Genomic DNA, 12,135 nt, shown 5'->3' on the forward strand with positions numbered 1-12,135 from the left:
TTCCTCCGTTTCTTAGCTTTTCAGCTGTAATATGAGGCTTTCAAAAGCAAAATTCAGCTTTCCAATCGATACGCCTGGATCGCGATTCTCGTAATGAAGTGCTACATACAACATGATTGCGAGTGTATATCTCTTAGTTGTTTTCGCCGTATCGGGTACACCTGCATCAGCCAAGTATTCTTCGCCTGCCCCCATAAGAAGAGTGAGGATCCCATCATCCTCACTCCCATCAATTCGCAGGTACATTTTCAACTCGGTAACCGTTGGCATGCGTCATGCCCCCGTTCTTGGATTAAACTTCAGGTACCACTTTGGTGACACGGAATGCGGATTTTAGTTTGATTTTATGATCAAACCAGGCAGTCAAAACGAACAGTTCCACGCCCGTTTTGACGTCTTTGTCGCGATCATAGATCATCTGTGGATCGTAGTTGAAATGAGAAAAACGGAAGTCACCTACGACTGGATCAACAGCAGAGTCGCAGAACACAACTGGTTTACCTAAAACCTGCTCAGGCTGCGCGTTGTAAAGAGTGGCATTGCCGTTTGCCAACGTCTCGATGATCTCGGAGTAATCCGCATAGCGCATGATGATCTTTGCGTTTTCGCGGTAGTCCTCGTGCAGATCTGCAATGGCGTTTTTAATCGCTTTGTATTTATCTGTTCCCGTGACTTCTTTGATACCTGCACCGTAGAAAGACATGCTTTCTTCGCCTGCTTTTGGTGTCTTCGCAAAGGCAACTTTCTTCTCTTTTGCGGCCAAACCACTCTCCAATCCCTGATCTACTGTCTGGACCAAGTTGGTATCTGTAGCTGCAAGGATCGTTTCAGAAAGTGGCACGAACACCTTGAATTTATTACGACCGAACGATACGACGTCGCCCTCAGCCTTGATCTCTTTCGCTGTTTCCGTGTCTGCAATAAAATCATCGTCATCCAGGGTGAAGGTAATCTTCGGAATCTCTAGGTTGGTGACATTGGTGTATGTCGAAGTATTCCGCAGTGGGTTTTTGACAAATGGCTCATGCAGCAATTCTTTTGTCATGGTCGAAGGGAGAATCTTTTCGCCACCTGTTGAATTGCGATCGCCAAGTGCTGCTTTCACGTCAGGAGATACATCGCGGCTGCGAATGGTGGCGCGGATCAGCTCGGCCTTTGCTGCTGTAACCTTGGCTTTCGGATCTTCAACGCCATCCAAGTGAGTCCGACTTCGTTCCAGAGAAGCGCGGACTTGCTCTTCTTCCTGGTCGTGTTGATCTTTCAAGACATTAAAACGTTCTTGCAGCTCAATCTTCTTCGCCTTGAGCGCTTGGACATCTTCAATCGGGGTGAATGGATCGCCAGCTTTGACGACAATTTGATTTTCCGTGTCTTTCAGTTGATCGCCTACTGTTTTCAATGCCATTTTCAATTCGTACAGGTTCATAGTCGTATTCCTCCTAGGTATGTGGTTAGATTTTCTACGTTTGCACGAGATTCTTGGATGAGTTTTTGGCGTATTTCTTGCTCGTTTTGGCTATTTTCCGGTTGTTTTTGAGCAATTTTTGCGATGTTTTCAGGTACATTTTGATACCTGGCAAACAATTCAGCGTTCACACTTGCCGCAATCTGTTTAGCTTCGCCTACGATATCGCAAAGTCCGTAGTCATAGGCTTCTTGAGCAGTGAGCCATGTTGTCTGATCCATCAGAGCGATCAGATCCTCTTCGCTGATCGCATCGCCTGCTTTATCTAAATAAGACTGCCTGATCGAGACGTTCACCTTATCCAGCATGTCAGCCGCTGCTCTGAGCTCATTGGAATCTCCAGAGGTGTACATCCATGCGTTGTGAATCATGATCATGGCGTTGGAAGGCATGTAAATGGTATCGCCAGCCATCGCAATCACAGAAGAAATAGAGGCCGCCAGCCCATCCACATGCACATTCACTTGTGCTTTGTGTCGCTTCAACATGTTGTAGATCGCCACACCCTCGAATACATCCCCTCCTGGGGAGTTAATGTACACATTAAGCGTTTTGATTTCGCCCAGCAGATCCAGTTCTTGCTTAAAGCTTTTAGCGGAATGAGCATAGCCACCACCACCCCAAGAGGCAATCTCGATGTATAGATATAAATCCGCCTCATCTGTCGTTTTGTTCTTGAATTCCCAGTACTTTTTCATGTTCCGTTCACCCCCTTTCTCTGCTTCATGGCTTGCTCGTGGATCGGATAGAGGTCCCCACTCATCCAGAGTGTGTCGCCTCCTGGTTCTGGCGGCATTTCCTCCAAAGCCCTCATCTCGTTCGGTTTCATGCCTCCAGAGCGAATCATCTTGAAATAGAACTCGCCTCGCGTTTGCATATCTCCACGCAAAAGAGCGTTTAGGTTGAACTTGAAATACAGTCCAGCCAAACGCTCTCCATTGGTAAGCAGTTTTCGGTTGAATTCTTGCTCGTACTGACGAACGATAGGTGTCATCGTGTTCGTCAGATAGTCAATTGACAGCTGTTCCATTGAGTTGTAGCTTACTCCCTCGAAGCTTCCTAGAAAGATTAAAGGCATGTTGTACACCATAGCCACCCGTGACTTGGTGATTTTCTCTACCTCAAACACTTTCGTGTCAATGATACTCCGGGAAATCGACTCGATTTCTACACCACTTTCCTGAATCAGTACACCACCATTGTCCTTGTAGAATTGCTGAAAATTATTCAGGATCTCCTCCTTCTTTTCTTTTCCGAGATGCGTCGCCATCTTCAAAATAAACGATGCCTTGATCGCGGTATCCATCTGCTCCAGGCTGAACTTCCTGACCTCTTGGTCATAGGCAATCGTATTTGCGAGCACTTTCACTGGTGAGATCCCTTTAAAACCTGCTGTATGAACATGTTTGACGTGGATGATCTCCATGTTGTGGACGTAATACCTGCCGTTATCTCCATTGATCTCATACCATAGTTCCCCAGAGCCTTCTTCCAGTACAGGCTCAACCCGGGAAGGATCCAAGATATTCAGTGATTCAACCTGGTAACGACTGTTGTACTTTTTAAGAGCATAGGCATTTCCTTCTGTATTTCGATAAGCTTCCATTGTCCGAATAAAATCGAAAGAGGTCATGTTCTGATTGGGAGCATTGGAGATCATGTCCGCGATACGGTTGTTTATGACGCCATAATCCTTGTACATCTTGAGGGGTAAGCTCGCCATCGTGTTGGATAAACGGGTAACGGCCGAGAAAATCGTCTCATTTGTCGCTAGCGTGCCTCCCGTCTGGCCCCAGAAGATTGATCGACCATTCCGGAACCATTTCTCGAAATTGAGGATGCTGTCCTTTCCTCGTAAGACATTCCAGGCGGTAATAATCCTTTGTCCGAGTTTCAATTTGTTTCTCACCTCCTTAGCAGTTCATTGATGGATACGAATTGAATATCACCAGTCGGTTTAGCTGACTCCAGAACCTTCAAAACCTCTGTATGTGCATTCAAAAAGGCCGCAAACCCGTCAATTTTACGGTAGCGACCTTGTTTCGTAGGCATTTTATTCCGATTTCTATCATCAACCAGCTTCACATTGTTTAAATACCAACGGAATAGCCGGTTATTATTAAAGATCACTTTGCCGTCCAAGAATCGCTCCTTAGCATCATCCATCGCCGGCCCAAGTGTAAGATGCCCCTGCCTCACCAACTCAGTGGCGAAGCCATATGCAGTCAGAGATTCCACTAATCCGAATGCCTTTGCTGGGTCATAGGTGATCAATTCAATGTTGAATCGTTTAGACTGCTCCACAAACCAGTCATAGATGTACTCTTTTTTGACGTAGTCACCCTTGATGATTGTGAGCAGCCCCATCTCTTCATATTCCCGATAGGGGATTTTCTCGTTGTCCATGAACACCTTGGCTGCCGGGATCCAGGAGTGAGAAAGGACAAAAACCTCGCCAGTCTCCGTAATCGGAAATTCCAAGCAGGCGCTGGTGAAGTCTTCTGAATCCGACAAGTCGAATCCACCAATACAGGATTTGTCATACAGTTGCGTGATGTCGATTTCTTTGTTGTTCCGTTTGATTACCTCATAGCTCAGAAACGATTCTTCGCCAGATTTTACAAAAATGTTGAATCGTTTGGTTATGAAATCGCTTCTCTCTTTAGGAATCTGCTTCGCTGTTTCCCAGTCCCCAATCATCTCCTCCAAATCAATGGAGACCCCAAGATTAGGATTCGCTTTAATCCAATTGCGTGGGTCATCCAGATCGTCCTCTTCGTCCAACTCCGCGATGTAGTAGAAAGAACGCTCATCCTGGTTCGATCCCTCTAGTACATTTGCAGCCTTCTCGTAGTATTCAACGAGTGGCCCGTCCAACTGGTATCCAGCAGTCGTGATATAGATGAGCAAAGGCTGTTTCCGAGCAGATCGGCTATTTTTAATGACGTTGATCAGCTTGTAATCCTTGTATTCATGGATTTCATCAAATATCCCTAAGTGGCAATTTAATCCGTCCAGCCTCTCGCTATCGGACGCTTGTGGCTCAATCTTTGAAAGTGTCTTATCGAAATGGATCGCATGGAGCAGTGGCCGGAAGTGCTTATTCAGCAGTTTCGATTTGTTCACCATGCTCTTGCACTCATCAAAGATCAACCTTGCCTGCTTCATGGAGTTCGCCAGCTGGTAAACTCGCGCCCCGTTTTCACCGTCTTTTGATGCTCCATAGAGGGATAACCCGGATACCAACGTGGTCTTTCCGTTTTTCCTACCAACGAAAATCAGGCATTCGCGGAACCGCCGTTGACCAGTATCCTTGTGAATCCAGCCGTATAGCGATCCCACAATGAAGTGCTGCCAAGGCTGGAGAATCAACAGTTTGAAATCCCCTTGTGAAGGTCGGCAGAACTTCTCGATGAATTGAACCGGACGAAACCCCTTTTCTTCATCAAAAACGTAAGGAAAACCCTTTGTTCCTTGTCTCTCCAGGTCGTTCAAATGCCGTTGGCAGGCTTGGTACACCTTTTTGGAGGCGACGATCAGGTGAGAAGTAACACCAATGGCGTACTGAGTTGTCTGTAGACTAGAACTCCTCGAAATCGTCACCATTCTCGTTCACCGCCCCGGTTACCTTCTTGTCGGACGCCGGAGTCAGTTTCAATTCCGCCTGCAGCTTTCTTTGCTGCTCCACGATTTTCAGGATTTTGTCTACCGATTTATTTTCTCGGAACATTTCTTGAGAGCCATTGATAAACAGCTCAACCACACCGCGCTCTTTTATGTCTGCAAAATGCTGTTGCTTCAATTGCTCGAGCAGCACCATGTTATCCACGATCATGATCGTATTGTCGTTGAGCTTTCCCTCTTTCTCCAATTCGCCAGAGACGATTTTGAACATTTTCTTTGCTTCGGGATCCTTGATGATCTTTTTAGGCTTATACATGATACCCCCCCTCACATGGAAAATTTGTTTTTGGTGAAAACGAAGGTCCCCCGCCGGTCCCCCTAGATCCTCTTCCTAACTTCGAGGGTAGGGGGGGCTATTTACTGGAACGCTGGACTCAGGACAAACGACTTCAATCACTGCGTCGCACTTACCGCAGTAGCCATGAAGCTTAATATGATCATGTGCTGTTCCTTTTGCCAGGACTTCAATGTCAAACATGCATAGTGGACATTTCAAAATCACCATACCTCCTCGTTCGCAGTTGCCTTGATTACCCGTAGACCAGGTCTCGTTACTTCTCCCTTCTTGCCACTTCCCTTCTCAGGGTGAAGCTTATTGTGGCAGGAATTGCACACACTCTCCAGATTGTTAGGATCCAAAGCAAGATTAGGTTCATCCTCAAGATGCTTGATGTGATGCACCAAGTCTGCTGGAACAATTCGGTCTCGCTTCAAACATGGCTGGCATAAGTAGTGATCTCGCAACAAAACAATAGCCCGGCATTTCTGCCAGGCTGCACTCTTATAGAATGGTTTGGTCTGCTTCATCCTTACTTCCTCTTTCGGTTACTCTTCATCTTGTTATTGGTAAGAATCCCACGCTGCAGCTCCGCATCCATATTGATTAAAATGCGCAGGTCATTGACAGTGTTTACCTGTATCGCACCACTCTGGTAATCCTTGACCCATTGAGCGATAGCTGCCTGTACAATCTTTCGATACTTTGTTTTCGAATCGATGTGGCTATCAATTAAATCTAATTCGTCCAAAACAGAACATTCGTTTGCTTTTTTCATTGTGACACCCTCGGCTTTCCTGTAAAATGGAAAACGAGATAGCGAGTGTTGACTATAACTGCGGCCGCAGGTATCGCTATCTCAGCCGGGGTTACCCGGGTGCTTAGGAGGACGTTCGCGCGTCCTCCTTTTGCTTTTATATGGGCAACTTTGCAAACCACTGCTGGTATATCTGCTTCGCTATTCTCTTCATCATCATAGGTGGGACTGACATCCCACAAACGTATTGTACGTCAGCTCCCATGAAGTCGTAATCACGAGGGAAGGTCTGTATTCGAATAATATCGGTAGCACTGATGAAATACGGCTCATCATACCGGACGAACCATGAATTGCTTGCGATAGTATTTGGTACACGTTCGTCGTGAATGATGATCGTATTAAAATTGCTTTCCTTGCCTTCCACACGCTCTGTGATATCACCGAAGCTACAATCAGATGGACGCCTTTGGACCCACCGTTTAAAAGTTGTTCCATTCTTATCAAGAGGCTTTCCCCTACCTGATCGTATTTCCTTGTAAAGCACAGGCTGTTCCTGAAATTGCAGGGAAAGCTTCGGAAGCTTCAGATCCCGACGATGAGCAATAAAAAATATGCGCTCCCTCTTTTGGGGCACACCCATCGTCGCAGAGTTGAGAAGAAACAACTGGGCTTTATACCCCAACTGCTCGAATCTTTTTTTGACCAGGGCCACATAGCCCTTTGCTAAACCAACGACCATTCCCCTAACATTCTCTGCCACGACTACCCGTGGACGAAGCTTCTCCACGACATCCAGGAAGTCGAAAAACAGATCATCAAGCGTTTGCTTTGCCTGCCCTTCCCTAAAGTGATGCTCCTTCCCCCATTTCTTCTCGCGCTTACCTGCTGTCGAGAAAACGCTGCATGGAGGTGAGCCATCCAGGATATCAAGGTCGAACAGTTCCGCCGGCAGCTGGTCGTCAGGGATTGCTTTAAACTCCTGTATCGGGATCTGAAAAGGGAAACGTGGTTTGTGATTCCGCTTGTAGAGAGCCATCATTTGCGGGTCAATTTCAACATTTCCCAGCATTTCATATCCGGCCAGCTTGTACCCCATGGTCGATCCTCCACCACAGGAGAAGCAGGAGAAAACCTTTCGCCCGTTCTTCGGGATGCTGGATAGATCAGCCAAGCTCCAATCCCATTCATGCTTCATCTTCGTCATGCCCTTCTTCAACAGGGATAGGGTCTTTGGGATTAAAGACAAAGCCGCATCGAGGGCACTGACAATCAAATTTGTCCTCAGCGAAATCGTCCAGGTCGAGCTCTTTGTTGGTGAATTCTGTGTCAGCGTCGCTCTTGAACGTAAACTGTTCAATCAGTTTGTCTACTTCGTCCGTATCGAATCCAGTTAGCTCGACATCCAGTTCATCCCTCAGCTCTGCAAGTAGTTGGGCAAGCATCTCTTCGTCCCAATCACCGCTGATTTTGTTCAGTGCCAGATTGAGCGCTTTTTCTCGGGTGTCATCCAGATTAACGACTGAGACCTCTACCTCTGCAGCATGTTGTTCGTTGGTCAGGATTTTGAATCGCTGATGTCCACCAACGAGGTTTCCAGTACGCTCATTCCAGACAAGAGGTTCAACGTAACCAAACTCCTCGAGGGAACGCTTTAGCTTTTCATATTCGGGATCACCGGGTTGCAGATTGGTCCTTGGATTATACTCAGCAGCCTTGATCATTGAGACGGGTATTTTCCGTATATCCATACTGTTCAGCTCCTTCGTGGCAATAAAGTAAGAATAAAGAATATTGCCAGCCCCTAAACGGCTGAAAGCCTTGTTGCATTTGGGCTGGTGCCGTATATTTTTGGTGTAAGGAAACGACTACTATTCGGGCGAAAAAGTATACGTTTCGTAGCACCGTAAAAAACGAGGCTGGTGCTTTTAGTGGTAAGGCTTTGGAGCCTGTTGGCTTCTGGCGACCCCCTCAGTCCAAATTGGGGTCTTCGCCAGCTTCAGTGATCTCCTGTTTGAACAGCTGCAGGAGCCACGCTTCTGCTGTCTTCCCGTTGAGAGCATATAACGGATTGATTGCTAATGCTGACCGTCCTTCCAGATCGGTTCGGCGTAAGACGTGCAGCTCAATGAATGTCTTCACTATCTTGCGGGCTGTTGGGTAGGAGCAGTCAGCGATGCGTGCCAGGTCTTTTACTGATAGAGGAATGCCTTTCTGGCCGCGTTCGTTATCGCCTTCAAGGAGGTTGGTTCCCTCACTGGCATACGGCGCTATTTTCAACAAAAAACCAGCCTCAGCGAGTGACAGCTTCCTGAGCCGTCGCTTTGCCTTCTGGCTGGCTTTGATCTTTACGAATTTTGAACTGCGGCCAGCGGGCCGGAATACTTTTACGATTTCATCGGTTCGCCGGAGGATTTGTTCTTCATAGAATAATTCTCCCGTCCCGGTGTCAACAAACTGACGCACTACATTTCACCCACCCCCAATAGTAATAAATTTCTATTTATACTAGAATACGCTTGTAATAATTGGTAGAATAGTCCTGTCGCTACCCACCTACTTTGAGGAGGTATGCGAGTATGAAAAAGCGCATGAGAAAGAACAACGGAACAAAAATGAAGAAGAATACGGACAACACGAAGAACGTCACCTGGTGGAACATCGGTACGTTTCTAATGACAACAGCCAGAACGCTCTTGGCCTTCATAACCTACTACAGTAACGATTGACTTGTAAGCTGCATTAACAATAACTAAATATCGACTCCACTAGGGTAAAAACTTGTTGCTAAGGGCTATCAAGTTATCGGCTCCGGGGATGGCAGTCCCTGTAAGACCATAAAATGTCTCTCTGACTAATAGAGATGGGTAGGAGCAAGGCTAGCTAGTCTAGGTCGCAAGTAATTACTCTACATAAGAAAAAGCTCATTAGGATGGCAGTCCTAGCGAGCTTTTTTGCTTTCGGTCAACAATGGCAGTCGTTGACCTTTCAGATGACTAATTGCGAATATGTGCGCTGAGAAAGAACTCAAAGAACGTTCTACCATCCGGCTCCTCTAAATAGGTATTTTTCACCAAAGGAGCTGCCAATATACCAGGTTAAATACTCAGATGCAAAAGTTGACTACACGTCGATCCCTTCGAAACTACCTTCGAAACTACTGATCATCATTCATTTACCACCATCCGTTACCAAACTCCTCCCATGAATTTTTAATGCAATATGATTGTTTACTTTTCATATTGCATAACTCTAAATATAAAGACCTATGCCATTTTATTCAAGTTTCTTTTGGAAAATAGTGTGGATTTCCATTATGTAATAAGGCTAATTCAGTACAAAGTATGAGAGGTACTGGCAAGGGGCCGGAGCCGTAGGTCTCGCGTGTAATCCCCTGTCCGGTAAATCCCAAAAGTACGTTGTCGCTCTCAACGTTCACCCAGGCAGATGGGAGTCATGTGAATCGTGATCACGACGGACACATACACAAAGATCAAACAGAAGATCTTATTCCTCCGTAGCGTCCGCCGCACCTAACACTCCTGATAGGAATGTGCATGCTCTCATCGTCATGCGCGCAAATAGGACTCCTGCTGCTCTGCCTGGTTGACTGCAGCGATCATCATCCCTACGTTTCGCCCCGAGTACCGTTTTGATAAGGGAGCGATACGGTATCTCCCAAGAGCTTGTGTGGCTTGCTCTTGACTCAAGATTACCGATTCGCGTTGGTAAAAACGTCCAGCAAAATATCCTTGATTTTGTCCGGGTTTTATCCCGTATTTTGTCGGGATTTTGTCGACGATTTTCAGCATAAAAAAGGCACTCAGATCATACCGAGTGCTCTAGCAATTTGTGCGATTGCGTCTTTTTTCCTCTCATAATACTGGTCTTTTGTAAGATTGAGCTCTATATACACCGTGATGTCTTTTACCCTGGATGTGCTTAAATATTTCTCTTCGATGATCCGACGCTCTATCTCATCCAAAGAGTATTGCAACGCTCGTTCTATTTGTTTCGCCTTTAGCTCGTTAATCGTCTCTGTTTGCTGGAGCCGTGGAAACAGTTGACCTATGCCCTTCTCTTTAAGTTCCTGTTTGTTTTGTACAGCAACACGGAGGGCTTTGTATTCTTTCAGTTCCTTCACAACTGCCTTTCTGACTTCTGTCTCGTTTACCGGTTGCAGAAATGACATTTGCTCTTGTACCTGTGCGCTCATCTTTCATTCCCCCTCGCGGAAAGCCCGTGGTATAATTTTCTTGGCAAAAGAAAACGTTTAGAGGCTCCCGCTTGGGGGCTTTTTTTTATCTCACGCTTGCATTACGCACCCTTTTCCATAAGTTCAGGGTTTTGCCATTCGTTACCAATAACAACGATCTCAGTCTTACTCGGTGATACTTGCTGTTCTTCTTCACGATAATATGGTCCGTCAAATTCGATATCCCACACCGTTGGAATGATCTTCAGCCGATGAATGAAGAAGCCCAAGCAAGTTATTGTGTTATATTCCCCACCGCTTCCATCTTGCTCGTATTCTCCGAATTTTATAGTCCCGACGCAATTATTCTCGCCCATCTTGTATTGCACAATATCCCCCTCGTAGATCTCCTTGCCGTTCATATCAAGGATAGTGGAATACTGCCCAACTGTTTCCAGTCTAACAGCGTAAGCAAATGGTACTCCTGCTTCGTTTGATATGTAGCTCCCAGCCTTGATGCCTCTGTATGCTTTGCGAAGAACTGCCAAATTCCCGTAATGCCATTCTCCTGCGATGTCCATCCCTCGGAATTTATTTTCACGTCCTGCTTGCATCCCGATCCCCTCCCGGACATTGGTTCCACTCCTGTCCATCCATAAGACGACCTGCTCTTTCCTTGCCGATCCTGCAGACGGATGTGTCAGGGTCAAAATTGAACCACTGCTTCCCTTTGATTCCTGGCTCATTGCAGCGTAATTCATGCACCGGCGCCCACTCTCCCCACTGTTTGAAGAAGAACGGCACTCCATATTCCTCGCACTGATCCCTCAAGCCTTCTACCCATTCGGGATGCATCGGTCTTGCGTTCGTTCCCGACTCACCTCCGACAATCACCCAACCCAAGCCTTTTATGGCCTCCAAGCCATATCCCTCATTGTCTGGATGCTCGAATTGCGTCCAAAACTCAAGATCAACCTGCCCCAGCAACGGCTCGCAGCTCAGGAACCGCACAGCTGCAGGTATCTGCAAAAGCAACGGTATTCGTTCGTCTGCTGCTTTCTGATTCTCTACGCTTGTCCCAAGCCAGACGTTCGGTAAAGGAAATACTCCCGATAGGTGTCCGAATGGTTTGAATTCACTACCTGCTTTAGCTGTTCCATCCTCATTCCATTCGTATCTGGTCCGAGATCCGATGTATTCAGAGAAATACATGTCTCCATCCCCAACGTGAATCCAGCCATCACCAGCCTTTGCCCATGCTTTTACCAATTCTGATGGTTCCCGGTCAGTGAAGTATTTCAGCATTCTTTCTGGTCGTTTTGTGAGAATTTGAAAGGTGTGATTCCTTACTTCCAAGGTTGCGCATGCCAGCATGACTGCAAAAACTTGATCCAAATACTCATCTGGTACTTGATCGTGAAATAGATCACTCATGCTATTAACAAATATCCGGCGCGGCTTCTTCCACCTCAACGGTTGATCCAATCGCTCCGGGAAAAGCTGAATTTCACCGAAAGGCTTTGCGTACTGCTGCGGCAGCTTCTTGCCCTCCTGGAACGCTTTGTGCCGCATGTCATGGAGTGCAAAAGCATAGCAATTGCGGCAACCCTCTGATACCTTGCTGCAGCCTGTGACTGGGTTCCAAACTGCGTCCGTCCATTCAATTGCTGTACCCATTCTTTTCACTCCTTATCAAAAGTAATGATGTGTTAAATAACCGTATTTGTCTTTGAAACAATCTGTCTGTTATAATTTTT

The 12,135-nt window shown here is 46.4% G+C and carries 16 protein-coding genes; 1 reads left to right on the plus strand and 15 read right to left on the minus strand.

Annotated features, from left to right (window positions below; translation table 11 throughout):
- Positions 1-12: 12 nt before the first annotated feature.
- From EDM59_RS01565 to EDM59_RS01615, 11 genes are all read right to left on the minus strand, one after another.
- Positions 13-270 carry a head-tail connector protein gene (locus EDM59_RS01565; protein ID WP_122922028.1) on the minus strand — a complete coding sequence of 86 codons (258 nt, stop codon included), beginning with the start codon at positions 268-270 and terminating at the stop codon, positions 13-15.
- A gap of 22 nt (positions 271-292) precedes the next feature.
- Entirely contained in the window at positions 293-1,426 is a 1,134-nt protein-coding gene (locus EDM59_RS01570) for a phage major capsid protein (RefSeq protein WP_122922029.1), read from the minus strand.
- The gene (locus tag EDM59_RS01575) at positions 1,423-2,163 is read right to left on the minus strand and encodes a head maturation protease, ClpP-related (RefSeq protein WP_122922030.1); all 741 of its coding nucleotides are present in this window, start codon (positions 2,161-2,163) and stop codon (positions 1,423-1,425) included. The genes EDM59_RS01570 and EDM59_RS01575 overlap by 4 nt, the downstream gene beginning before the upstream one ends.
- Complete coding sequence (locus EDM59_RS01580) at positions 2,160-3,362, minus strand: phage portal protein (RefSeq protein WP_183192763.1); 1,203 nt, start codon at positions 3,360-3,362, stop codon at positions 2,160-2,162. Before EDM59_RS01580 ends, EDM59_RS01575 begins: the two co-directional genes overlap by 4 nt.
- Before the next feature lie 8 nt (positions 3,363-3,370).
- Positions 3,371-5,071, minus strand: coding sequence for a terminase large subunit (locus EDM59_RS01585; protein WP_122922032.1), 1,701 nt, complete (start codon positions 5,069-5,071; stop codon positions 3,371-3,373).
- The gene (locus tag EDM59_RS01590) at positions 5,046-5,405 is read right to left on the minus strand and encodes a P27 family phage terminase small subunit (protein ID WP_122922033.1); all 360 of its coding nucleotides are present in this window, start codon (positions 5,403-5,405) and stop codon (positions 5,046-5,048) included. The genes EDM59_RS01585 and EDM59_RS01590 overlap by 26 nt, the downstream gene beginning before the upstream one ends.
- A gap of 242 nt (positions 5,406-5,647) precedes the next feature.
- Positions 5,648-5,956, minus strand: coding sequence for an HNH endonuclease (locus EDM59_RS01595; RefSeq protein WP_122922034.1), 309 nt, complete (start codon positions 5,954-5,956; stop codon positions 5,648-5,650).
- A 2-nt stretch (positions 5,957-5,958) separates the two neighbouring features.
- Complete coding sequence (locus EDM59_RS01600; RefSeq protein ID WP_122922035.1) at positions 5,959-6,204, minus strand: hypothetical protein; 246 nt, start codon at positions 6,202-6,204, stop codon at positions 5,959-5,961.
- Between the two features lie 136 nt (positions 6,205-6,340).
- Positions 6,341-7,381 (minus strand): DNA cytosine methyltransferase, encoded by a 1,041-nt coding sequence (locus EDM59_RS01605; protein ID WP_122922036.1) that lies wholly within the window; start codon positions 7,379-7,381, stop codon positions 6,341-6,343.
- On the minus strand, positions 7,371-7,934 hold the full coding sequence (locus EDM59_RS01610) for a ParB N-terminal domain-containing protein (protein ID WP_122922037.1): 564 nt from the start codon (positions 7,932-7,934) through the stop codon (positions 7,371-7,373). The genes EDM59_RS01605 and EDM59_RS01610 overlap by 11 nt, the downstream gene beginning before the upstream one ends.
- Before the next feature lie 220 nt (positions 7,935-8,154).
- The gene (locus EDM59_RS01615; RefSeq protein ID WP_122922038.1) at positions 8,155-8,649 is read right to left on the minus strand and encodes a hypothetical protein; all 495 of its coding nucleotides are present in this window, start codon (positions 8,647-8,649) and stop codon (positions 8,155-8,157) included.
- Between the two features lie 113 nt (positions 8,650-8,762).
- Between EDM59_RS01615 and EDM59_RS30865 the strand changes: the two genes are divergently transcribed.
- Positions 8,763-8,912, plus strand: a complete 150-nt coding sequence (locus EDM59_RS30865) for a hypothetical protein (protein WP_183192764.1) — start codon at positions 8,763-8,765, stop codon at positions 8,910-8,912.
- 840 nt (positions 8,913-9,752) lie between these two features.
- On the opposite strand, the gene EDM59_RS01620 is transcribed toward EDM59_RS30865, so the two are convergent.
- The 4 genes from EDM59_RS01620 to EDM59_RS01635 form a co-directional block, all read right to left on the minus strand.
- Positions 9,753-9,995: a hypothetical protein gene (locus EDM59_RS01620; protein ID WP_122922039.1), complete on the minus strand. Its 243-nt coding sequence runs from the start codon at positions 9,993-9,995 to the stop codon at positions 9,753-9,755.
- Between the two features lie 11 nt (positions 9,996-10,006).
- Positions 10,007-10,399 (minus strand): ArpU family phage packaging/lysis transcriptional regulator, encoded by a 393-nt coding sequence (locus EDM59_RS01625; RefSeq protein WP_122922040.1) that lies wholly within the window; start codon positions 10,397-10,399, stop codon positions 10,007-10,009.
- Between the two features lie 101 nt (positions 10,400-10,500).
- Positions 10,501-10,992, minus strand: coding sequence for a YopX family protein (locus tag EDM59_RS01630; protein ID WP_183192765.1), 492 nt, complete (start codon positions 10,990-10,992; stop codon positions 10,501-10,503).
- Positions 10,976-12,055 (minus strand): DUF5131 family protein, encoded by a 1,080-nt coding sequence (locus tag EDM59_RS01635; RefSeq protein ID WP_122922042.1) that lies wholly within the window; start codon positions 12,053-12,055, stop codon positions 10,976-10,978. Before EDM59_RS01635 ends, EDM59_RS01630 begins: the two co-directional genes overlap by 17 nt.
- Positions 12,056-12,135 lie beyond the last annotated feature (80 nt).

Origin of the sequence: Brevibacillus nitrificans (assembly GCF_003710965.1) — a bacterium.
Lineage (GTDB): Bacteria > Bacillota > Bacilli > Brevibacillales > Brevibacillaceae > Brevibacillus > Brevibacillus centrosporus.

What these genes read in the sequence shown, in the direction of transcription:
- EDM59_RS01565 (WP_122922028.1), bottom strand. Translation starts at nt 270, where the DNA reads ATGCCAACGGTTACCGAGTTGAAAATGTACCTGCGAATTGATGGGAGT.
- EDM59_RS01570 (WP_122922029.1), bottom strand. Translation starts at nt 1,426, where the DNA reads ATGAACCTGTACGAATTGAAAATGGCATTGAAAACAGTAGGCGATCAA.
- EDM59_RS01575 (WP_122922030.1), bottom strand. Translation starts at nt 2,163, where the DNA reads ATGAAAAAGTACTGGGAATTCAAGAACAAAACGACAGATGAGGCGGAT.
- EDM59_RS01585 (WP_122922032.1), bottom strand. Translation starts at nt 5,071, where the DNA reads ATGGTGACGATTTCGAGGAGTTCTAGTCTACAGACAACTCAGTACGCC.
- EDM59_RS01590 (WP_122922033.1), bottom strand. Translation starts at nt 5,405, where the DNA reads ATGTATAAGCCTAAAAAGATCATCAAGGATCCCGAAGCAAAGAAAATG.
- EDM59_RS01595 (WP_122922034.1), bottom strand. Translation starts at nt 5,956, where the DNA reads ATGAAGCAGACCAAACCATTCTATAAGAGTGCAGCCTGGCAGAAATGC.
- EDM59_RS01600 (WP_122922035.1), bottom strand. Translation starts at nt 6,204, where the DNA reads ATGAAAAAAGCAAACGAATGTTCTGTTTTGGACGAATTAGATTTAATT.
- EDM59_RS01605 (WP_122922036.1), bottom strand. Translation starts at nt 7,381, where the DNA reads ATGAAGCATGAATGGGATTGGAGCTTGGCTGATCTATCCAGCATCCCG.
- EDM59_RS01610 (WP_122922037.1), bottom strand. Translation starts at nt 7,934, where the DNA reads ATGGATATACGGAAAATACCCGTCTCAATGATCAAGGCTGCTGAGTAT.
- EDM59_RS30865 (WP_183192764.1), top strand. Translation starts at nt 8,763, where the DNA reads ATGAAAAAGCGCATGAGAAAGAACAACGGAACAAAAATGAAGAAGAAT.
- EDM59_RS01620 (WP_122922039.1), bottom strand. Translation starts at nt 9,995, where the DNA reads ATGCTGAAAATCGTCGACAAAATCCCGACAAAATACGGGATAAAACCC.
- EDM59_RS01625 (WP_122922040.1), bottom strand. Translation starts at nt 10,399, where the DNA reads ATGAGCGCACAGGTACAAGAGCAAATGTCATTTCTGCAACCGGTAAAC.
- EDM59_RS01630 (WP_183192765.1), bottom strand. Translation starts at nt 10,992, where the DNA reads ATGCAAGCAGGACGTGAAAATAAATTCCGAGGGATGGACATCGCAGGA.
- EDM59_RS01635 (WP_122922042.1), bottom strand. Translation starts at nt 12,055, where the DNA reads ATGGGTACAGCAATTGAATGGACGGACGCAGTTTGGAACCCAGTCACA.